Source organism: Vibrio salinus, from assembly GCF_021272385.1.
Lineage (GTDB): Bacteria > Pseudomonadota > Gammaproteobacteria > Enterobacterales > Vibrionaceae > Vibrio > Vibrio salinus.
In genome coordinates, this window is the sequence record NZ_JAJSDZ010000010.1 from 884100 (window position 1) to 906907 (window position 22808).

Consider the following 22808-nt stretch of genomic DNA (forward strand, 5'->3'; position numbering starts at 1 on the left):
AGAAAGGAGGCATAGAAGACGATGGACTATATTAAACAGCCACAAAAAATTGAAGAACAAAGTTTTGCCATTATTTCTGACATTATTGAGTCTGACTACCCGGATTACCGGTTTCGGAATCCGTTAGAAGAGAAAATCATTAAGCGGGTAATTCATACGACAGCAGACTTTGACTGGCTTGATATTCTGAAGTTTTCAGACGGTGCCCTTGATATCATCTCCGGTATTTTAAACGGAGGGGGAACCTTGTATACGGATACAACCATGGTGATGTCCGGGATCAATAAACGTGTTCTTGCTCAGTTAAACTGTGATGTACGGTGTTATATCGCCGAAACCAATGTGGCGGCGATAGCGAAAGAAAACCAGATCACCCGTTCGATGGCAGCGGTGGATAAGGCCCTGAATGAAGGCGGCGATAAACTGTTTATCTTCGGTAATGCCCCGACGGCGTTGTTCCGACTTCTTGAAAACCAAGACGAGTTGAAAGGCAAGACGGCTGTCATTGGGGTACCGGTTGGTTTTGTGGGCGCGGCCGAATCGAAACAGGCGCTATCCGAAAGTGATTTTCCGTTTATAACGGCACAGGGACGAAAGGGCGGGAGCAACATAGCCGCGGCTATCGTCAACGCCATTTTGTACCATATCCGGGATAATCAGGAATGAGTGACCACGAGTCTCTGTTGGCACCGGTCTGGAAAAAAGGGAAAGCCTACCGGAAAGGCTACACCACCGGATCCTGTGCCACTGCTGCCGCCAAAGTCGCTTGTCTGATGCTGCTCAGACAGCAGATCATTCATCAGGTTGAAATCACTACACCGGCGGGAATTTCTCTGACATTGAATGTCGAATCGCCATCGGTCACGGGTGAACATCAGGCCGTCGCCGCTATCCGCAAAGATGGGGGGGATGATGTCGACGCGACTCACGGCATGTTGATTTTTGCCCGTGTTCATCTACGGGACGATGCTGACATTGTGATCCACGGCGGCGAGGGCATCGGGGTGGTGACGAAACCGGGAGTCGGATTGCCGGTCGGAGTCGCGGCCATCAATAAAACCCCCCGGCATACTATCGAACAGGCCGTTCGTGATGTGATTGGCCCGGCAAGAGGTGTGGACATTGAAATTTTTGCGCCAGAGGGTGTGGAACGGGCCAAACAAACGTACAACGGGCGTTTAGGAATAGAAGGTGGCATTTCGATTATCGGCACAACCGGGATTGTCACCCCGATGTCGGAGGAGAGCTGGAAACGCTCGCTTTCCATCGAATTAGAACAGAAAAAAGCCATGGGAATCGATAAAGTGGTGCTGGTCCCCGGTAATTACGGTGAACGGTTTGTGACTCAGCAATTAACCATTTCACCTGAACGGGTCGTAACCATGAGCAATTTTGTCGGTTTTATGCTTCAGGAAGCCGAACGTCTGGAGTTTCAGCACGTGGTACTGGCCGGACATTTAGGCAAACTGATTAAAGTCGCGGCCGGTGTTTTTCATACGCATTCCCATATTGCGGATGCCCGGATGGAAACGCTGATAACGCATCTTGCCCTGATGGGGATGGATCAAAAGCGTCTGCAGGCAATCTACGATTGCAATACGACAGAAGAGGCGATGGGTATTATTGAAGAATGTGGAATGATCGCGGTTTATGATCGGATTGCCAGTGTGATTGTCGGGCGAATTGAGCAAATGTTCCGGTATGCGAAAAAACCATTGCAGTGCGATGTCATTTTGTTCTCAATGGATAATCAGCTTCTTGGCAGCAACAGACATCCGTATGATATTGTGAGGGAGATGAAATGATATCTGTAGTAGGAATTGGTCCCGGAGAGCGGAAACTGCTCACGGTTAGCGCTATCGAAACGATTGAACAGGCCGATTTACTGGTCGGCTGGAAACGGGTTCTGGAATTGTTTCCCGATGTTCTTTGCGAGAAAGCGCAGATCGGATGTGATCTCAATGCGTTAATGGAACTATTGAAAACCAGTATACACCGGAACGTTGTGGTGTTGGCATCCGGAGATCCGTTATTGTTTGGTGTCGGAAAACGAATTTCAGAGACGTTTGGTCCGGATCAGTGTCGTTTTATCAATGGAATCAGCGCTGTGCAGTACATGTTTGGCCGTATTGGACTGGATATGAACGATGTGTATCTCACCAGCAGCCATGGAAAGCAGCCGGATTATGATTTGATTGCCCGTTTAAGCAAAGTGGCTATCGTAACGGATAAAGAAAACGGGCCTTATGAGATAGCCTGTGAAATGAAAGCCAGAAGTACCTCATTTACTATGTATGTTGGGGAAAATTTATCTTATTCCGGAGAAAGGATTGAACAGTATGACCTGACAGCGTCATTACCTCCCCGGGATAAAGCGTATCAGTTAAATGTGGTGGTGCTGAACAATGAAAGACAGTGAATTTATCAGGGTTGAGAAAGTCCCGATGACAAAGCAGGAAGTGCGTGCGGTGTCACTGGATAAACTGGATCTACAGTTTGCCCGTCGTTTTGTGGATGTGGGGGCGGGTACCGGCAGTATCGGTATCGAGGCGGCGGTGAAATATCCCAATCTTCATGTGCTGGCGATAGAAAAAAAACAATCCGCCGTTTCGGCAATAGAATTGAATTGCCAGAAGTTTGATTGTTCGGAAAGAGTCCGGATTATCCCGCATGAAGCCCCTTGTGATCTGTCGGGAAAAGTGGATGCCGTGTTTATTGGAGGTAGTGGCGGAAATATTGTTGACATTATAGATTGGGCACTATCTTTACTTATTCCCAAAGGACGTCTTGTTTTGAATTTTATCCTTCAGGAAAATCTGCAAACCGCTCTGGCTCATTTGCAAAGTAAGAACATTGAAGAATTTGAGTGTACACAATTACTTGTTTCTACAATGACATCGTTGGGACAGGGAAGTTATTTTAAGCCCAATAATCCGACTTTTATCTTGTCATGTAAAAAAGGAGTTGAACATGCCTCGGGATAACTTAACTCCTGCTGAATTTGATACCTCGTTGGTTTATTTTGTTGGAGCCGGTCCGGGTGACCCTGAGTTACTGACGATTAAAGGGTATAAATTACTAAGTCAGGCGGACGTGGTCATTTATGCCGGGTCATTAGTCAACCCTAAACTGCTTGAATATTGTAAATCCGGGGCGAACTGTGTCGATAGTGCCGGTTTGCATCTCGAGGAAATTTTAACGCTGATGGTTGATGGTGTCCGGAGCAATAAGCTGGTGGTCCGGCTTCAGACGGGTGATTTGTCTCTCTATGGCTCCATCAGGGAACAGGGGGAAGAATTAGCCAAACATGGCATTGGTTTCCGGTCAGTGGCCGGGGTCAGTTCTTTTCTGGGGGCCGCATCGGAATTGGGGGTTGAATACACGGTTCCGGAAGTGTCTCAGAGTTTGATTATTACCCGGATGGCGGGTCGGACGCCGACACCGGAGCTGGAAAATCTGGCGTCTTTCGCCCGTCATCAGACTTCAATGGCCATCTTTTTGTCTGTTCAGGGAATTGAGAACGTAGTTGAACAATTACTCGATGGCGGTTACCCGAAAGACACTCCGGCAGCGGTTGTCTATAAAGCTACCTGGCCGGATTGCGAAAAGCTGACTGGTACTCTGGAAACGATTGCCGGGCAGGTCGAGAAGGCCGGGATCCGGAAAACGGCGTTGATCTTAGTTGGACGTTTTCTCGGAGAAGAATACTTTTATTCCAAGCTTTATGATGCGGAGTTTAGCCATGAGTATCGATAAAAAAGAGACAGTGTCACTTTTTTGTCTGACACCCGGAGGAATGGCGTTGGCGCGCCGGGTCAGGCAATTTTTGCCGGTTACGGCCTACTGCGCGGAAAAATACGTTGAACCGGGATTTACCGCCTTTCCCGATTCGTTTGCCGACACCTTGGTTGAGCGGTTTCGTAAAGACGATTCTTTGATTGTCATTGGTGCGACGGGGATTGTTATCCGGGTGCTTGCGCCTTATTTATCCGATAAATTTCATGACCCGGCCGTGGTGGTGATGGATGAAAAAGCCACCAATGTGATCAGTCTGCTTTCCGGTCATATCGGCGGGGCGAATGATCTCACCCGCTATCTGGCGGCGGCATTGAATGCCAATCCTGTGATTACGACGGCTACGGATGTTAATGAGGTGAGTGCGCTTGACTCGCTGGCAAAACAGATGAAGGGCGTCCTTCCGACGCCGAGAGATTCGATAAAAACCATTAATCAGCTTCTTGCCTGCGGAAAGAAAGTCGGACTGTATGTTGATCCGGAACTCCTCAAAATCACCTCGTTGGAACTCGGGGATTTTGATACCCGGGGCTTTACGATTTTAAAGCATTTGGAAAAGAAACCGGTCGATCTGGCGGCGATGGTGTGCATCAGTGTGTTTTCATCGCAGCCGTTCTGGCCAATCCCGGTTCATAAACTGATCCCCAAACGGGTTGTTTTGGGAATTGGCTGCCGAAGAGGTGTTGATTCACAGCTACTTTCCGATATGGTCCGGAAGAAGTTGATATCACTTAATATCGAACCTTTGTCCGTCTCGGCGATTGGCAGTATTGATATTAAAGCTGACGAACCGGCATTGCTCGATCTGGCCGACGAATACAATATCGATCTGGCGTTGTTTGTTGCTCAGGAATTACACGACTGTGCCGCTCATTTTCCTGAATCTGAATTTGTCAAAAAAACGGTCGGTGTCGGTTCGGTTTCTCAGCCAATCGCATGGTTGCTCAGTCAGGGGCATTTGATTGGTGATACGACGAAAGAAAATGGCATTACCATTACAGTAGGAGTTGCAGAATAATGTTGTATGTAATCGGTATCGGCCCCGGAGGGGAAGCGATGATGACAACACAGGCTCTCGAAGCCATGGAAGAGTGCGAAGTCATTGTCGGTTATAAAACCTACACGCATCTGGTTAAGAATCTGGTGGGAGATAAAGAAGTCATCAAAACCGGGATGTGTAAGGAGCTGGAGCGGTGTCAGGCCGCCATCGAGTTGGCTCAGACAGGGAAAAAAGTGGCGTTGATCAGTAGCGGAGACGCCGGTATATACGGCATGGCCGGGCTGATTCTGGAAATGGTTACAAAACAGAATCTGGATGTTGAGGTTAAGCTTGTTCCCGGGATGACGGCCAGTATTGCCGCTGCGTCTGTGCTTGGGGCGCCCTTAATGCATGACTTTTGTCACATTAGTTTAAGCGATTTGCTGACGCCGTGGGACGTCATCGAAAAAAGAATCATTGCTGCGGCAAAAGCCGATTTTGTTATCTGTTTTTATAACCCGCGTAGCCGGGGACGGGAAGGGCATCTGGCCAAAGCGTTTGAATTAATGGCGCCGTTTAAAAGCGGTAATACTCCGGTTGGGATCGTGAAAGAAGCCGGGCGCCGTAAGGAACAAAAATGGCTGACCACGATCAGCGATATGGATTGCACGCTTGTGGACATGCGCTCTATGGTCATTGTCGGCAATCAGTCAACTTACGTGAAAGATGGTCTGATGGTGACGCCCCGGGGCTATGAGGTATGACCCCGGTGAAAGTCTGTGTGTTTGGCGGGACCTCGACGTCATTGGATGTGTGTGAATGGCTGAATGCTCATTCGATTGAATTTTGCCTCTGTGTTGCAACTCACAGTGGGCTGGAGTCCGCATCGGCCTACGAGCAGAACGTTCGCGTTGGCCGTATGGATGAGAAGGCGATGGCCGACTGGGTCAGACAAGAGGCCATCTCACTGATTATTGATGCGGCTCATCCTTATGCCCGTGTATTGCATGAGACAATCCGTCATGTTGCGCAGAAAGAGGCGATCCCCGTTGTCCGTTATGATCGTCCGCCTGTTGCCACGTCATGCAGCCAACATCCGTTTTTTCATCCGGTCAGGAACCCATCCGAAGCCTGTCAGAAACTCGCTGAACTGAACGCCGGCCGGGTCTTACTGACGACGGGGAGCAAGGATTTGAATACCTTCCGGCATTTATTGCCGGATGTGAAATTATTCGCGCGGGTGCTGCCCAATGTGGCGGCGATGGAACAGTGTGCCCGGGAAGGGTTTTTGCTGGATGAAATCATCGCCTTAAAGGGGCCTTTTTCGGCTGAATTTAACCGGTCACTCTACCGGGAGCTGAACATTGATTCGGTCGTGACGAAAGAGTCAGGTTCTGCCGGTGGATTTTATGAAAAAGTCCAGCCGTGTCTGGATATGAAGCGGCACTGTGTGGTGATTACCCGGCCTGAGACAGTGACAGACGATTATGTGGCCGTGATTTATGAATGCTCCGCTTTGGAGCCGATTTTAGTTAATGATTTGAATGGTTAAAAAATGAAAAAAGCATTGCTCGTTGTGAGTTTTGGAACCAGCTATACCGAAACGTATAAAAAGAATATTTTAAGTTGTGAAACGCGGTTAGCAGAAGAGTTCCCTGACCGGGATTGTTTCCGGGCGTTTACCTCTGAAATGATCATTAAAAAGATCGCCAAGCGGGACGGCAAGGATATTTACAATCCTCAACGGGCTTTACAGAAGCTTTATGAACAGGGATATGAAGATGTGGCAGTACAGTCCCTTCATATCATTAATGGCGATGAATACGAAAAAGTGGCCCGTCAGGTTTCTGCATTTGAGGCGAAATTTAAACGCCTTCATCTGGGCGCTCCGTTGCTGAGCGACTTTTCGGATTTTGAAAAAGTCATGTCTGCCGTACAAAATCTGTTTCCGTCACTGAATCACGACGAACACGTTGTTCTGATGGGGCATGGCGCGACGCATCATGCTTTTACTGCATACGCATGTCTGGATCATATGTTTCAGGCGAGAAACCTGCCTTTCCATGTTGGCGCGGTAGAAAGCTATCCGGAAGTCGGGCTTGTGGTTGACCGCCTGGTCTCTCTGAAAGCGAAAAAAATCCATTTAATGCCGTTAATGCTGGTTGCCGGTGATCATGCTACTAACGATATGGCGTCGGATGAAGATGACTCCTGGAAGTCATTGATGCAGAAATCCGGCATCGGGGTTCAGGTTTGGTTGCAGGGATTGGGTGAGAACTCAGCGATACGGGAATTGTTTGTTGAGCACCTATTGCATGCAATTCAAGACGTTGAAGATGAGGCCGTACGATGAAAACACAGGCAAAATTGTATGCCATTGGCACGGGGCCCGGCGCCTCGGATCTGATCACCGTTCGTGGAGCCCGTCTGCTGTCATCGGTCAGCGTGCTTTATACTCCGGCCGGAAAAAAAGGCGGCGACAGTCTGGCCTTTTCGATTGTGAAAGAGTATGTCGGCGAGCAGGTGGAAGTGAAGACTCGTCACTTCCCAATGTCGAATAATGGTGACGAAAAACAACGGGCCTGGGACAGCATTGCGGATGAAATCAAGGGGGATATTGAGTCGGGTAAATCAGTGGCTTTTATCACTCTGGGGGATACCATGTTGTTCAGCACCTGGGTGTTTCTGTTGGAACGGTTAATCGAACACATTGCGATCGAAGTGGTTCCCGGGATCAGTTCCTATTCAGCAATTTCATCTCAGGCTTTGTTTCCTTTAGCGATGGAAAAACAGCAAATGGCGGTGGTTCCCTGCACGGCCTCGGAAGATAAGATTCGGCAATCCCTGACGGACTACGAATGTGTGGTGCTGATGAAGGTATACGGACGTTTTAACCGGATAAAAGCCTTGCTGTCTGAACTGGCACTGTTGCCGCATTCTCTATTGATGGCAAACGCAACCCTTGAGAATGAGATCGTTTGTCGGGATCTGAATGAAATCACCGATGAACAGGCTTTACCTTATTTTTCCACAATTATTGTGAATAAAAGTCAACGGGTACCCTTATGAAATTATTTTTAGCCATGCTGCAATTTATGAGCCGGCTGCCGATTCCATATCGGTGGACAGAAGACCTGGATTTTTCAAAGAGCTATAAAGGCATCATCTGGTTTCCAATGGTCGGTGCGGTGATTGGCATTATTTCAGCCTATGTGTTTCATTGCTTTTACGCGGTGCTGGGGACCGGGCCGTGGGTGTCTGCTGCCATCTATGTTTCTTTTCTGGCGGTGATGACCGGAGGGCTGCATCTTGATGGTCTTGCCGATACCTGTGATGGCATTTTTTCAGCCCGAAAACGGGAGAGAATGCTGGAGATCATGAAAGACAGCCGCATTGGTACGCATGGTGTGCTGGCGCTGTTTTTTGTTTTAATGATAAAAATTTTCGTGGTTGCGCAATTTGCCATCTCTGGTGATATGGGATATATGGCCGTGTTGTTTTCAGCACCGATTGCCAGCCGGACGCTTATGTCGGTTCTAATGTACGGACAAAAATACGCCCGGGAAGAAGGATTGGGTAATATTTTTATCGGTAAGATTGCAAAAATGGATTATTGCTGGTGTCTTTTGATGGGGGCGGCGTTCTGTATTTTAGCTACCGGAACTGTGCTGCCTTTTGTTGGAACCGCCGTTTTTGCGTACTGGTTTCGCCATTACATTAATCACCTCCTCGGCGGTCATACCGGAGATACTCTGGGAGCGGGTAATGAGCTGTTTGAAGTCGTTTTTTTACTGCTGTTTTTAGTCAATTCGTAAGGATAGCCGGATGAAGGAACTGAATAACGTGTTGGCATCAATCCGGCCGTTGGATGAGGGCACGCTTTCGGAATCGGAAAAAATGATCAATGACTTGGTTAAGCCCATCGGCAGTCTCGGGCGGCTTGAATCACTTGCCAGACAATTATCCGGGATATACCGCAGTACACAATGGGTTGCTGATAAGAAAAAGATCATTGTGATGGCGGCGGATCACGGAGTGTTTGAGGAAGGGGTAGCAGTCACGCCTCAGTCTGTGACGGCGCTACAGGCCAAAAATACCTGTTTGGGGTTAACCGGGGTTTGTGCGCTGGCGGCGGCGGCATGTACGGATGTCGAAGTGATTGACGCCGGTATTAACTGCGACGATCTTGAAGGTATCCGACAAATTAAGCAACACCGGGGAAGCGCCAACATTACCACCGGTCCGGCGATGACACGCTGCGAGGCTGAGCAACTGTTGTATCGCTCTGCGTTAATTGCCTTAGAAGAAGCCGGTTCCGGTACCAAAGTATTAGGCATTGGAGAATTAGGGATTGCAAACACGACACCGGCGGCGGCGATTGTCAGTGTGATGACAGATACTGCCCCCGATAGTGTTGTTGGCTTGGGTGCGAACTTACCGTCAGAGAGAAGGCAGCATAAAGTGGACATGGTGACCAAAGCCATCCGGGTCAATGGCCCTGAAAAATCGGATCCTATCTCTGTGTTGTCAAAAGTCGGTGGTTACGATCTTGCCGGTATGGCCGGGTTAATCATTGGCGGGGCCGCAGCCGGTATTCCTGTTGTGTTGGATGGATTTTTGTCTTACGCGTCGGCTTTGATTGCCTGCCAGTTAAATCCTTATATCCCACACTATTTGATTCCTTCGCATTTGTCAGCGGAGCAGGGCGCTCAGGTTGCATTATCTCATCTTAAAATGAAGCCCTATTTTGATCTTGAAATGAGGCTTGGAGAAGGGAGTGGTGCGGCTTTAGCCATGAATTTGATTGAAGCCGCATACCAGATGATGACAAAAATGGGGACGTTGTCAGATAACGGGCTGAACCTGCCTGAACCCCTGTAGGTTATCAGGAGGGCAACGAAAAAGCCTGCTAACTTTCAATCACCGTCACGCCTTCTTTTTCAGAAATCGTCATATACTGGCTTGGTTCTTTCGCTTTGATTTTATGCTGTGTCTGCGCATCGATTAAGATAAAGTCACCTTTGCAATAGGTTTTATCTGCGATCTCCAACGACCCTTCCAATATAAATATTTGTTCCCAGCCCGGGTGATAATGCAATGGTAATTCAGCGCCTGTTTGCATTTTAAGCAGCGCCATTCGGCCGGATTCTGTCTTTTCGGATAACCAGCAGAATTCAATACCACGGTAGGGAGTTTCCGACCATACTCGGTTGTTTTTCAGGGATACTGTGATCATAGTTCTTTTGTTATTGTGAATGGGAGGTTGAATAATACCATAGTATACTGTTTATAAAAACAGTTATGTGTTTTTGTACACATCTGTAATCCCGGAAGGAAAAAATGTTTGGCGGTTTGGTGTGGCTTTTCATTGTGGTCATGAACCATCTGATACAAAAAAGGAGATAAGTTTTGTATGAAGGATAACCAATTGATATCAAATTGGTTGTTATCTGTGCAAACAAACTAAAAATCAGAAAAAACGCTTTTAATTTTTTCTGATTGTGGCATATTACATCCATCGCTTCGATGCAGCGGGCATCGTATAATGGCTATTACCTCAGCCTTCCAAGCTGATGATGCGGGTTCGATTCCCGCTGCCCGCTCCAAGTTCTCTTCTTAAATTTTTTCTCTTTATTCCAAATACGTTTTTCTCTCTGGTTTAATTTGTTGTCTCGTTGTATTTTATTTTCCATTTACCGTCTGAGACCGTCTTTTGATGAATACCATTTATTCCGGTTCGTTACCAACCACCCTAAGTCAGCTGTTGGATGAATTTTCCGTCCGTTCTGATCGTCCGGCCCGGGTTCATGTCTGGGTGTTTGCAGATAAGAAATCTCGTCGCCTGGCTGAGCAATCATTAGAACATCTGGGCATTGAGGCCCGGATGTTCAGTGCGTATAAACCTCTGTTGCATTATTTTCTCGAAACCTTGTTTATCGATGAACGCGGGTTTGAACGGGTTGAGGTGATTTACCCTAAGGGATTGGTCGCCTCAGAAAACCGGTTTCTTCTGGAAAGTTATCCTTTAGCCGGGTTGATCGAAGATGGACAACTGGATTTTATTCCATCCCATCAATTTTCCACCGATTATCAGGTACGGATTCACCGTAAAAACCGGGAAACCGAACTGAGAACGGTTTTTGCTCCCAATCATATTCATCTCAGTGTTACCGGTGAAAAAATTCAGACGCCTACCGGTTGGATAAGAGCATTCGATGAATCCGGGGTATGTATCAAAGATGAACGTTTGAAAACGGACTTTGAGCTGGCTTTTGAGACGATCATCAAGGCGGTTTCGACTCATGAATGGCCACAGCAGTCGCCCTATTTTGAGCAGCTCCGGGTGAGGGTTGAGGTTCCGGCTGAAGATGAGCCGGTCGGGTACGGTCATGAATCCGTCAGCCTTCAGGAAGTCTTGCATGAGGATATCTATTTTACATTGCAGGAATGGTTTAAATACAAAGAAGGAAAAGATCTCACCGCCCGCAACAGTCAGCCGGGGCAGATTGTCCCTCAGATAACGTATGGCTCAGCCCATGAATACCGAATTGACATCCGGCAAGATACCTATGAGAGAAATGAGCAGAGCGATCAGGCGGATGACATACGGTTGAATGAAGCCGACAGGCCACTTCCCATTTCTGTGATTGAAAACCAGCTGAATCAGATTTCCGGCGAGGGATTTTCTGTGGGCACGCCATCCGGCAGGAAAGTCTTTGCCCGGTATCGTACCGGCACCGATAAGCCGGTCATGATCAGTGGTGGACAACATGCCAATGAGACGACCGGGGTTGTCGGTGCGTTACGGGCCGCCGGGCAATTGGATGGCGGGGAGCAGGCCCACTTTATTGTCGCCCCTCTGAGTAATCCGGACGGGTATGCGCTGCATCAGAAATACATCCGGGAGAGTCCTTACCATATACACCACGCGGCGAGATATACCGCATTGGGTGACGATCTGGAATACCGGACCCAGAGCCCTTTTTATGAGAAAAACATTCGTATTCAGGCAAGGGGAAGAAGTGGCGCGGACCTGCACATTAATTTGCACGGATATCCCAGTCATGAGTGGACCCGTCCTTTATCCGGTTATGTTCCAAACGGTTTTGCCATGTGGACCATCCCCAAAGGTTTTTTTCTTGTCATGCGTTATAAAGATGAACCGTATTGGGCAACGCTGGCGGAACGTTTCATCGGGCAACTGACATTGGCGCTAAATGAATATCCGGACGTCATGAAAATGAATCGCTCACACATTAACACATACCAGCGTCATGCCGGAGAGACCGGTTTTAAAATGATCAACCGGTATCCCTGCATTTTGTCTCCGGTGACCGACTATGAGTTTCCGCTGCAGCTTATTACAGAATACCCGGACGAAACCATCTATGGACAGGATTTTATCGATGGACATACCATACAGACGGCAACGGTACTGGCGGCTTACCGAATTTATCAGTCATTGGTCTAGCTCACCGATGCCGGCGGCCATATTCTTATTTCTGGTGATTTTTCCCAAAATTGCTCATGGGCAACGATGGGCATAATGAAAGCAATTCGCTATAATGGCTATAAATGACGTTTGAATGGAACAAACACATTATAAAATTAAGGACAATTATGAATAAACCGATAGTCACGATTGCCTCGTTACTGGCTTTTTCTTCATTAATTCAGGCTTCCCCTCAGGTGACCGATGCCGTTGCGCCTGAATCGACCACTTCCGTTGCACAAAAGCACCTCGTTACTGCCGATAAATTTATGGTCGCGGCGGCCAATCCTCTGGCGGTGAAAGCCGGGTATGAGGTTTTGAAAAAAGGCGGGACGGCGGCGGATGCCTTAGTTGCCGTACAAACCGTATTGGGCCTCGTGGAACCCCAGTCTTCCGGATTGGGCGGCGGGGCGTTTTTGGTGTATTACAACGGTAAGACGCACAAACTGACGACATACGATGCCCGGGAAACCGCACCGATGGCAGCCCGCCCGGAATTGTTTCAGGATAAAAATGGTCAGCCACTGAAATTTTATGATGCGGTTGTTGGCGGCCGCTCGGTGGGTACCCCAGGTACCGTAAAATTGATCGCAACGATGCACCAAAAATATGGCAAACAGCCATGGGCGGAACTCTTTAAACCGGCAGAACAACTGGCGGAAAACGGGTTTCATGTATCGCAACGTCTGGCCGGGGCCATCTCCGATGATATGGAAAGGCTGAGCCGTTATCCGGACACCAAAGCGTATTTTTTCAAAAAAGATGGCTCTCCGCTGTTAACGGGGGATCTTCTGGTTAACCAAGCTTACGCCGATACGTTAAAACGGTTGGCGAAAGAAGGGGAGAAAGCGTTTTATCATGGAAGCATTGCCCGTGATATTGCCGCCAAAGTCAACCATATGAAAGACAACCCGGGCGTGTTATCGGAACAGGATTTTGCGCTTTACCACGTGATTGAAAGAGAACCCGTTTGCGCGCCATACCGGCAGTATAATGTGTGTGGGATGGGGCCTCCGAGTTCCGGTGGCTTAACCGTCGGACAGATATTGGGTATTGTCAGCCATTTTGATCTGAAATCGCTTGGGGCAGATAACCCAAAATCCTGGCAGATTATTGGTGACGCTTCTCGTCTGGCGTTTGCGGATCGGGGGCGGTACATGGCCGATTCGGATTATGTCCCGATGCCGGAAGGGTTGCTTGACCCAGCCTACTTAGCCCGGAGAGCGGCATTGATTGAGCCCGGAAAAGCACTGGCGTCCGTCTCTGCCGGAGACCCTCCGTGGAAGAACCGGGTTGCGCAGGCTGATGATCAATCAATTGAGTTACCTTGTACCACACAAATTGTCATTGCCGACCAGTTTGGCAACATTATTTCCATGACCAGCACCATTGAAAACGGGTTTGGTTCAAGAATCATGTCTCATGGCTTTTTGTTAAATAATGAACTGACGGACTTTTCGTTTGCTTCGTATGCGAACGGCTATCCGATTGCCAACCGGGTCGAGCCGGGGAAACGTCCGCGTTCCTCTATGTCTCCGACCATTGTGATGAAAAATGGTCAACCCTATATGGCGGTGGGGTCTCCCGGTGGATCACAAATTATCGGCTACGTGGCTTCGACACTGATTGCGAATCTTGACTGGGGCATGGATATTCAACAGGCGATATCGAGTCCTCATTTACTCAATCGTTTTGGTACCTACGAGCTTGAAGCGGGCACCTCCGCTGAGACGTATAAGGCAGCACTCAAGAAAATGGGCTATCAGGTTCAGATCAGAGATTTAAATTCCGGTCTTCAGGGGATTGTTTTCACTGACGGCAAGCTGCAGGGCGGCGCGGATCCTCGTCGGGAGGGCGTTGCAATGGGGGATTGATACCATCCTGAACCCATGTCTGAACTGATCATATCTAAAGGCCGTTTAATGAAGAAAGGCGAACCGAGGTTCGCCTTTCTTATCTTGTTTTTCATCTATTGTGGTATTTGCGGGAGCACGACAGGGATGCTATACGATGGCTTCCTGTTTTTCCGCCTCGGGTTCACCCAGTGCTTTTTTATCAAACCCTTCATGAAGGCGATAGAACCGTTTATAAATGAAGCCGCTGATTAGCATCATGATCACAGGTAACCCAATCATCATAAATTCCAGACCGACGATGGTGTCGGTTGATTGTGTGACGTTAGGAACATAGCCGATAAAAGATAAGCCGACACCAACAATGAATCCGCCCGCCGCTCCGGCAAATTTTACCAGCATGGTCTGAACGGAGAAAATGACACTTTCACTGCGTCGTCCGGTTTTATACTCGCCATAGTCGACCACATCGGCCAGCATGACGGTCTGTAATGCATTGGCAATACCGACACCAAACTTGATTGCGGCACCGGCGAAGCCGATGATAATCAGGTTATTGGGGGCAATGTAGCTCATGACAAACAACATAAAGCAGGAAATAACCGGGAAACCACAGGCTATGGACCAAAGGTGTTTCCTTGGTAATCTGGCCGCAATGCGGGGGAAGAGAAACACACCGGCAATTTCTGCTGCACCGGCAACCATCATGTAAACCGGGAATAAGTCTGCGTTACCCAAAGCGTAAGTGAAATAGTAGATGGCAAATCCACCGACAAGCAGGTTAGCAATCTGGAAAGTAAGGACAGAACCGATAAGCGCTTTTAACTGATCATTCTGTCCAATGATAGAAAGAATATCATTAAAATTGAACTTTTCGGTTTTGGTGGTGGAGACCGATTTTTGTTCACGAACGTTCCGGCCGACAAGAAAGGCACTTAATATAAACAGGATCGCAATGAGTACCGCGACATCAAAGAATCCGTCTCCCTGATTGCCATGACCAAGTTTTCCGACGATAGACAGCCCGTAAGATCCGGTCACGAACCAGGCAATACTGGCAAACAACCGGGGCCAGACAACCAGTTTTTCCCTTTCCTGCCGGGAGTTGGAAATGGCGGGGATCATTGACCAGAATGGGATGTCCATGATGGTGTAGGTGAGCCCCCAAAGAATGTAGGCTGCGGCCGCGTAAATATACAGTGCCGTTCCATGAAACAGGTGTGTGCTGAACAACCCGATCAGTACAACGGCATTCAGCAGGGTTCCTATGACGATCCACGGGCGAAACTTACCAAACCGGGAGCGGGTATTATCCACGATAACCCCCATCATAGGGTCCGTTATGGCATCAATAATTCTGGCGGCTAAGAAGACCGAACCGACAAACGCGGCGGGTAATTTGGCGACGTCTGTGAAGTAAAACATCAGGAAAATGTAGATAGGTGCACAGGCTAAATCTTTTCCCAGTGCCCCCAATCCATAGGATAATTTGGTTTGTAGAGTAACGTGTTCCGACATAGGATGTTCCTTTCATTTTTTACTATTTTAGTTTTATGTTTTTTAATAATCAGACTGAATGTTGACGAGCCACTACTCCTTATTTTTAAGTTTCTCATTGTGTCTCAATATTATCTGGAAACGTTTCCAGATGAAGATAAATAAAACCGGTGAACCGGTTCAGCCAGCGATTCTGATGTGAATCAGCAGGGCCGTTTCCGGATCGAGCAATGGCATGGATAACCCGGATTCTTGCAGCCATTCACCGGAAACCGGGCAGTCTGAATGAATCCAGGGGGGTTGATAATTCACAATGCCTTCCAGATTAGCAGGCGCATCGATAACAGAAATCGTATAGAGTGCGTCCTGTTTTAATCCCGGAATTTTAAGGTGGCCACTAAGCGCGTGTGTTGGCATGGTTAACTGAGCGATCATGACGATGGCGTCGGATTTGTCTTTCGATATGACTGCATGAGCCAAATGGGCATCGTCATCAGTCGGTAACCGTAAGGTATCGCCTGAATGTAAAACCGGTCGGAGGGTTTTGTGTAATTTGATGTAACGGGCAAAGCCATTTCTTTCGTCATCAGACACGCTGACCGGGTCAAGTTCGATACCCATATGTCCGAATAAGGCGGTTATACCGCGAAATTCAATCGAATGTTGCCGACGGGTACTGTGACAGTGGGCGGCACCGATATGACAACCCATGACTTCAGGCGGGAAGAAGTAACTCATGCCACGCTGAATAGCCTGTCTTTCCAGTGCATCATTATTGTCTGAGGTCCAGAATCGTTGGGTCCGTTTCAGGACTTCGTAATCAATGCGGCCCCCTCCGGCGGCGCATGACTCGATTTCCAGCTGTGGGAAACGGGCTTTGACTTTATCGAGTAACTGATAAAAGCACTGTGTTTGTTTGTAGCCTGAAGCGACAGACTGATGGGCGGGCTGAACGATCTCTCTGTTCATGTCCCACTTAATATAATCAATCTCGTATTCAGACAAAAAATGCTCCAGGCGATTGTACAGGTAATGAAAAGCTTCCGGGTTCTGTAAGTCAATGACGTACTGATGCCGCCCGGTCGGCTGATCATAACCCGGAACCGCAAGCAGCCAGTCTGGATGATGACGGTACAGGTCTGAGTCTTTATTGATCATTTCCGGTTCAAACCATAAGCCGAACTCCATCCCCAGTTGTTTGACATGAGATATCACCGGTTTGATGCCGTCCGGGTATTTTTCATCATCCAGAAACCAGTCCCCGAGGGCGGCGGTGTCATCATGTCGTCCTTTAAACCATCCATCATCAATGATGAATCTTTCGACGCCCATTTTTGCCGCTTCTGTTGCCATCGACATGATGTACTCAGGGTTATGAGCAAAGTAAATGCCTTCCCAGGTATTGAGATGAATCTTCCGGGGGGTTGCAGCAAATTCACGGTCAAGAATGGTGTGGCGGACATGCTCGTGAAACTGATGACTCATCGTATTGAGTCCGGAGGCGCTGTAAGTCGCATACAGCCATGGTGTGGTCAGTGATTCCCCGGGGGCTAAGCTCATTTCTCCGGGGAAGTAAATCACTTCGGCCTGCAGGAAGCGACGACCGTCGGCTTTGACATCAACCCGCATGCGATGATTGCCACTCCAGGCAAAATGAAATCCCCAGACTTCTCCCTGTAATTCATTAAACGCCGGTGTGCCGACAACCAAAGCGGGGTAGTGCTCGTGTGACGTCCGGCCACGACGGTTTTCCTGTTGATAGCCGCCTTGTCTGAGACTCTGCCGGTCAGTCTGAAATTCGTGCAACCAACGGCCATAAAACGTCATTAATTCCGCGGCTCTGGCCGGTAAGGGCAGAGTGCAGGCCAGACGGTTGACCTGATAATGCGTATCACCGGTATTTTTCAGGGTGTGGCGAATCCGGACGACGTCATTTTCGTCAATGGTGAGTTCCGTATTCAATGCTAAGCCGGCAAGTTCATCCGTACTTGCAATGGTCAGTTGCCCGTCACCGTGTACAACACCTTGTGTGATAAAGACCGGAGCCCAGTGATGGCCATGTCGGTGGCCTTCAATGCCGGGGCTGCTAAACACGCCTCTCCCCAATTCCGGGCTTAGGGTGAGTGGCACATCTGCGTCTAACCGTCCATAAGGGACCGGTCTGGAAAGTGTTACATTGTAGTCGTCTGAATAGTGACGGAGCTTTTTACCCCAATACATAATTTCAGGCGCGTCGCCGGTCTTAATAATTAATTGACTGTTTTTACCACTGAGCTCGACCATTTCTTTCTCCGTGTGACATAACGATGCCCGCTTGGGTATATATAGTAATTAAGTTGGTATTTGTTTCTGTGAACCAGATACAAATATGGAAACGTTACCATGTAAAATTGTGAATTTCTGATTTTTTAATGACTTAATGGTCATTTTTATGTGATAAAAATCACTTTATTTATCTATTCATATAAAAAACAACCAAAATGTCTAACTTATCATGAAAACGTTTCCAGATGATGTTTATACTGATGTAAGCAGAAACAGAAGTTTGGATAGTTAACTATGAAGTCATTCTCTGAAGTTATAAATAACCGTGACTGGGAAAACGCTCAGTCGGTCGAGATTCATTGCTTAAAGGCACACAGTCCGTTATCGGGTTACCGCTCTCCTCGTCATGCATTAGAGGCAAAGCATGCACAACGTACGTCTTTAAACGGGACATGGAAATTTAAACTTTTCGAATCACCGGAAAGTGTCACTCCTGAGTTTATTGAACCCGGTTTTCGTTGTGAAGACTGGCAGGATATTCAGGTGCCTTCTAACTGGCAACTTCAGGGGTACGACAAGCCCATCTATACCAATGTGAAGTATCCCTTTGATTGCCATCCCCCGTATGTCCCTGAAAAGAATCCAACCGGATGCTATCTGAAAAAAGTGGATTTCACGGAAACCGATCTGAACCATACCCAGCGAATTATTTTTGATGGCGTCAATTCAGCATTTCACCTGTGGTGTAACGGTCACTGGGTTGGCTACAGCCAGGACAGCCGGTTGCCGTCAGAATTCGATTTAACGCCATTTCTTGTTTGTGGCAGTAATACCCTGGCGGTGATGGTATTGCGCTGGTCGGATGGCAGTTATTTAGAAGACCAGGATATGTGGTGGCTAAGTGGGATATTTCGTGATGTCACACTACTATCAAAACCTGAGTATTGTATCGAAGATTTTTCCGTTACACCGGATCTGGATGCCTGTTATCAGCATGGTACGCTTTCTGTTTCGACTACTATATCTGCACCTGAGACCTATCAGGTGCAGATACAATTATTTGATGGCGAGCTCCCGGTAACTGTTCCGGTTGTAAATAAGCCGAATAATCGGCGCATTGATGAACGCGGATCATACAGTGACGTTATCTTTCAGTCTTTAATCGTATCATATCCGAAAAAATGGTCAGCAGAATCACCGGATTTATACCGCTTGGTGGTTTCACTGTTAGATGAAAATGGGCAACACATTGAAAGTGAAGCCTGTCAGGTTGGATTCAGAAAAGTCGAGATCAAAAGTGGCCAGCTACTACTGAACGGGAAGCCCCTTTTGATCCGGGGGGTGAACCGGCATGAACATCACCCCAGGCTGGGTCATGTTATGACGGAAGAAGATATGGTCCGGGATATTTGTCTGATGAAACAGCACAACTTTAATGCTGTCCGTACGGCGCATTATCCCAATCATCCCCGGTGGTATGAGCTTTGTGATGAATACGGTTTGTATGTCTGGGATGAAGCGAATATTGAAACGCATGGAATGGAACCGATGAACCGGTTATCGAACGACGCGCTTTGGCTTCATGCGTTTATGAGCCGTTATACGAGAATGGTAATGAGGGATAAGAATCACCCTTCAGTGCTGGTTTGGTCGCTGGGTAATGAATCGGGCCATGGATGCAACCACAATGCGATGTACGCCTGGTCTAAAGAATACGATCCTTCGCGTCCCGTACAGTATGAGGGTGGGGGCGCGGATTCAACGGCGACAGACATTGTGACGCCAATGTATTCACGGGTGGATTCAACGATAGAAGATGAAGCGGTACCAAAGTGGGCAATCAAAAAATGGATATCGTTGCCCGATGAGCACCGGCCTTTAATTTTATGTGAATACGCACATGCAATGGGGAACAGTCTGGGAAGTTTTCATGAGTACTGGGATGCCTTCAGAGATTACCCCAGACTTCAGGGCGGTTTTATCTGGGACTGGGTCGATCAGGGAATAACCCAAGTGGATGAACAGGGCAATGAGTACTGGGCATACGGTGGGGACTTCGGCGATACCATTAACGATCGTCAGTTCTGTATTAACGGACTGATGTTCCCGGACCGCACACCGCATCCGACGATCGAAGAAGCCAGACACTGCCAGAGAATGGTGACCGTCGACGTTAACCAGCTTGATCAAAGCCAGATTCGTTTGTCTGTGACCAATGAAAACGTATTCAGAAAAACGGATAACGAGCAATTACACTGGCATGTACTGGAAAATGGTCAGGTTATTTTGTCCGGTCAGCAGGCACTGGATATTGAGCCCGGTTCGACTGAGGTTTTGACGGTCTCGCTGAATTATCAGCAAAAAAGTGGGGCCAGATACCATTTAAATACGGATATTTGTTTATCCGAGAGCGTGATTTGGGCTCCGAAAGGCCATGTAATCGCTTCTGAGCAGTTTGCATTGACCAATTATTGCGGACTCCGTCTGCCGGCATCACCGTCCTCCGTCGTACCGCTCTCTGAACAAAATCACCAGGGCATCTACGTTTTCAGTCAGGATGAGAAATACCAGTGGCGCTGGGATAAAGAGTCCGGGCTGTTAACTGAGTGGTCTGTGGATGGCAACGCCCGTTTATTACAGCCAATGCGCGATAATTTTTACCGTGCTCCTTTGGATAATGATATTGGCATCAGTGAGGTGGATAACATTGATCCGAATGCCTGGATTTGCCGCTGGGAACATGCCGGGATAACAACCTGGGAGAGACGTTGCTTCCACTGTTCCTGTGAAACGTTAACGAATGCGGTCAGAGTACTTTCCAAAATGGCGTATTACCGGGGGGATGACATAATGGCGATCACCGAGTGGCGCTATGATGTTTACAACTCAGGTCAGGTACACCTGAATGTGCAGGTGAATCTGGCTGACCATTTACCGTCACTGCCTTGTGTTGGTCTGGAGTTATCATTACCGGCTGAACTCTGTGACAATGTCACGTGGAAAGGGTTAGGGCCGTTTGAAAATTACCCTGACCGGAAGGCTGCAGCGCGTTTTGGTGTGTATACGAAGCCGGTTGAAGACATGCATACGCCCTATATCTTTCCTTCAGATTGCGGGCTTCGCTGCGGAACACAAACCTTGCAGGTTGGGAAAATGACGTTTGACGGTGACTTTTCATTCAGGGTAAGCCGTTATTCATTAGAACAGTTATCTGAAGCTAAGCATACGAATGAACTGGAAGCGGAATCTCAGGTATATATCCGCATTGACCACCGTCACATGGGGATTGGGGGGGACGATTCCTGGACTCCGAGTGTGCATAAGGAATTTCAGTTAACGGAAAAAACCTATCAATATTCCGTGATCATTGGCAGTTGAGGCTGCCGGTAATCGCACCGGTAACCGTTTCAACGCTTTCACAAAGCAGCCTCATTCCGGGGCTGTGCGTTGCGTTGGTTGTTAAACCCACATCCAGGCGTAGAAGGCAACAACCACACTGATAAAGAGGCCGGTTTTTGCTATCGACAGCAGCTCTTTTACCATTGATGCGGGTTGTTTAGTGTCGGATTGAGCGGTTGGGAAATTCCCATTTTTAATGATGGCTTCCATATTAACGTAACCTTATTTTGTGTGATTTTTATCCCAATTATGATTATTTTTGTGAGGTTGGTCAACTTTTAATGTTCACTATCTGAGGCTTTTTCTTTTGAATACAATCAGGGCCTGTTCAGCCTTTTGGACTTATGTTTTGTACAACATACCGCTAAAAACATGATCGCTGGGTTATTCTTGCCTGACAGTATTTGAATTACGGGAATTGACGTTGTTAAATGAAACAAAAATAAGACGTTAGAGTTAATCACGATGGCGACAATTAAGGATGTGGCAAAAGAAGCCGGCGTATCGGTAACTACGGCTTCACGGGTCATTAATAAAGCGCAGTACACCAGCGAAACGGCTGTGAAAGCGGTGAATGCCGCAATGGAAAAACTCGGTTATCGTCCGAATATTAATGCACAGGCATTGGTTACCAAGTCGTCAAATACCATTGGTGTTATTGTCAATGATGTGTCATCACCATTTTTTGGCGCGATGGTTAAAGCCATTGACGTTGTGGCTATTGAGCACAAAAAACGATTACTGATTGGTAATGGTTATCATAATGCCGGGAAAGAACGGGAAGCCATTAATCTGCTTCTCGATAGCCATTGTGAGTCGCTTGTTGTTCACAGCAAAGGTCTTCATGATGAAGAATTGATTGAGTTAGCGGGCAAGATACCCGGAATGGTTCTTATCAATAGAAATGTGGTTGGAATCGAATCCCGGTGTATTGCTTTGGACAATTATCGTGGTTCATACATGGCGACAGAATACCTTATTCGTAACGGTCATAAACACATAGGTTATTTGTGCTCCAGCCACTCAATTGATGATGCGTATGACCGTAAATCCGGATATATCGCAGCCCTTAAAGATAATGGCATTGAGCCGGAAGAGGAATACATTGCTTATGGTGAGCCTGATGAACAGGGAGGGGAGTTGGCCATGAGTAATTTAATTGCTAAAAATATGCCGGTAACCGCTGTGGCAGCATATAACGATTATATGGCTGCTGGTGGAATGGTAATGTTACAGGAAAATGGGATTAATATACCGGAAGAAATGTCGATCGTTGGGTTTGATGACGGATACATCGCAAGCTGCATTTATCCCCGCCTGACCACCATAAAATACCCGATTCAGGTAATGGCTCAGGAAGCGGTAAAGCTATCTTTATCACTCGTTAGTAATAAGCCATTGCATCATCGGGTGAATAATCTTTTTATGCCAATTTTAATTCGCCGCAGTTCCGTGAGTTGCATTAGTTAAGTACAGGAGTATCCGGTGAAAAGACTGCGCTTCATTTGCTGATATGCTATTACCGGAT

Annotated in this window: 20 protein-coding genes and 1 tRNA gene; 17 read left to right on the plus strand and 4 right to left on the minus strand. The window is 47.7% G+C overall.

The features are described 5' to 3' along the window. Positions 1-21: 21 nt before the first annotated feature. Genes LRQ06_RS17585 through cobT form a run of 12 tightly spaced genes read left to right on the plus strand, consistent with a single transcriptional unit; the run spans position 22 to position 9655 of the window. Complete coding sequence (locus LRQ06_RS17585) at positions 22-666, plus strand: cobalt-precorrin-8 methylmutase (protein ID WP_232768344.1); 645 nt, start codon at positions 22-24, stop codon at positions 664-666. Beyond that, positions 663-1805, plus strand: a complete 1143-nt coding sequence (cbiD, locus tag LRQ06_RS17590; protein ID WP_232768345.1) for a cobalt-precorrin-5B (C(1))-methyltransferase CbiD — start codon at positions 663-665, stop codon at positions 1803-1805. The genes LRQ06_RS17585 and cbiD overlap by 4 nt, the downstream gene beginning before the upstream one ends. Then, positions 1802-2419, plus strand: coding sequence for a precorrin-6y C5,15-methyltransferase (decarboxylating) subunit CbiE (gene cbiE / locus LRQ06_RS17595; RefSeq protein WP_232768346.1), 618 nt, complete (start codon positions 1802-1804; stop codon positions 2417-2419). Before cbiD ends, cbiE begins: the two co-directional genes overlap by 4 nt. Continuing rightward, the gene (locus tag LRQ06_RS17600; RefSeq protein ID WP_232768347.1) at positions 2406-2984 is read left to right on the plus strand and encodes a decarboxylating cobalt-precorrin-6B (C(15))-methyltransferase; all 579 of its coding nucleotides are present in this window, start codon (positions 2406-2408) and stop codon (positions 2982-2984) included. The genes cbiE and LRQ06_RS17600 overlap by 14 nt, the downstream gene beginning before the upstream one ends. After that, positions 2971-3756: a cobalt-precorrin-4 methyltransferase gene (locus LRQ06_RS17605; protein ID WP_232768348.1), complete on the plus strand. Its 786-nt coding sequence runs from the start codon at positions 2971-2973 to the stop codon at positions 3754-3756. The genes LRQ06_RS17600 and LRQ06_RS17605 overlap by 14 nt, the downstream gene beginning before the upstream one ends. Continuing rightward, entirely contained in the window at positions 3743-4813 is a 1071-nt protein-coding gene (locus LRQ06_RS17610; RefSeq protein ID WP_232768349.1) for a cobalt-precorrin 5A hydrolase, read from the plus strand. Before LRQ06_RS17605 ends, LRQ06_RS17610 begins: the two co-directional genes overlap by 14 nt. Beyond that, positions 4813-5538 (plus strand): precorrin-3B C(17)-methyltransferase, encoded by a 726-nt coding sequence (locus LRQ06_RS17615; RefSeq protein WP_232768350.1) that lies wholly within the window; start codon positions 4813-4815, stop codon positions 5536-5538. The genes LRQ06_RS17610 and LRQ06_RS17615 overlap by 1 nt, the downstream gene beginning before the upstream one ends. Beyond that, complete coding sequence (cobK, locus tag LRQ06_RS17620; RefSeq protein ID WP_232768351.1) at positions 5535-6326, plus strand: precorrin-6A reductase; 792 nt, start codon at positions 5535-5537, stop codon at positions 6324-6326. Before LRQ06_RS17615 ends, cobK begins: the two co-directional genes overlap by 4 nt. Before the next feature lie 3 nt (positions 6327-6329). Then, a complete protein-coding gene (cbiK, locus tag LRQ06_RS17625; protein ID WP_232768352.1) occupies positions 6330-7127 on the plus strand; it encodes a sirohydrochlorin cobaltochelatase in 798 nt (265 codons plus the stop codon). Continuing rightward, complete coding sequence (locus LRQ06_RS17630; protein WP_232768353.1) at positions 7124-7843, plus strand: cobalt-factor II C(20)-methyltransferase; 720 nt, start codon at positions 7124-7126, stop codon at positions 7841-7843. Before cbiK ends, LRQ06_RS17630 begins: the two co-directional genes overlap by 4 nt. Beyond that, positions 7840-8589, plus strand: a complete 750-nt coding sequence (gene cobS, locus LRQ06_RS17635) for an adenosylcobinamide-GDP ribazoletransferase (RefSeq protein WP_232768354.1) — start codon at positions 7840-7842, stop codon at positions 8587-8589. The genes LRQ06_RS17630 and cobS overlap by 4 nt, the downstream gene beginning before the upstream one ends. Positions 8590-8599: 10 nt before the next feature. After that, positions 8600-9655: a nicotinate-nucleotide--dimethylbenzimidazole phosphoribosyltransferase gene (cobT, locus tag LRQ06_RS17640; protein ID WP_232768355.1), complete on the plus strand. Its 1056-nt coding sequence runs from the start codon at positions 8600-8602 to the stop codon at positions 9653-9655. A gap of 28 nt (positions 9656-9683) precedes the next feature. Here the strand turns inward: cobT and LRQ06_RS17645 are convergent, their stop codons facing one another. Next, positions 9684-10010: a cupin domain-containing protein gene (locus LRQ06_RS17645; protein ID WP_232768356.1), complete on the minus strand. Its 327-nt coding sequence runs from the start codon at positions 10008-10010 to the stop codon at positions 9684-9686. Positions 10011-10305: 295 nt separating this feature from the next. Here LRQ06_RS17645 and LRQ06_RS17650 point away from each other — a divergent pair. From LRQ06_RS17650 to ggt, 3 genes are all read left to right on the plus strand, one after another. Beyond that, positions 10306-10380: transfer RNA gene (locus LRQ06_RS17650), tRNA-Gly, on the plus strand. 110 nt (positions 10381-10490) lie between these two features. Continuing rightward, complete coding sequence (locus LRQ06_RS17655; RefSeq protein WP_232768357.1) at positions 10491-12245, plus strand: M14 family metallopeptidase; 1755 nt, start codon at positions 10491-10493, stop codon at positions 12243-12245. 149 nt (positions 12246-12394) lie between these two features. Next, entirely contained in the window at positions 12395-14140 is a 1746-nt protein-coding gene (gene ggt / locus LRQ06_RS17660; protein WP_232768358.1) for a gamma-glutamyltransferase, read from the plus strand. Between the two features lie 129 nt (positions 14141-14269). Here the strand turns inward: ggt and melB are convergent, their stop codons facing one another. Next, positions 14270-15637: a melibiose:sodium transporter MelB gene (gene melB / locus LRQ06_RS17665; RefSeq protein ID WP_232768359.1), complete on the minus strand. Its 1368-nt coding sequence runs from the start codon at positions 15635-15637 to the stop codon at positions 14270-14272. A 159-nt stretch (positions 15638-15796) separates the two neighbouring features. Further along, complete coding sequence (locus LRQ06_RS17670; protein WP_232768360.1) at positions 15797-17899, minus strand: alpha-galactosidase; 2103 nt, start codon at positions 17897-17899, stop codon at positions 15797-15799. A gap of 276 nt (positions 17900-18175) precedes the next feature. On the opposite strand from LRQ06_RS17670, the gene LRQ06_RS17675 reads away from it, so the two are divergent. Next, positions 18176-21259 (plus strand): beta-galactosidase, encoded by a 3084-nt coding sequence (locus LRQ06_RS17675; protein ID WP_232768361.1) that lies wholly within the window; start codon positions 18176-18178, stop codon positions 21257-21259. 81 nt (positions 21260-21340) lie between these two features. On the opposite strand, the gene LRQ06_RS17680 is transcribed toward LRQ06_RS17675, so the two are convergent. Further along, positions 21341-21490 (minus strand): hypothetical protein, encoded by a 150-nt coding sequence (locus tag LRQ06_RS17680; protein ID WP_232768362.1) that lies wholly within the window; start codon positions 21488-21490, stop codon positions 21341-21343. Between the two features lie 255 nt (positions 21491-21745). Here LRQ06_RS17680 and LRQ06_RS17685 point away from each other — a divergent pair, with 255 nt between their 5' ends. Then, the gene (locus tag LRQ06_RS17685) at positions 21746-22750 is read left to right on the plus strand and encodes a substrate-binding domain-containing protein (RefSeq protein WP_232768363.1); all 1005 of its coding nucleotides are present in this window, start codon (positions 21746-21748) and stop codon (positions 22748-22750) included. Positions 22751-22808 lie beyond the last annotated feature (58 nt).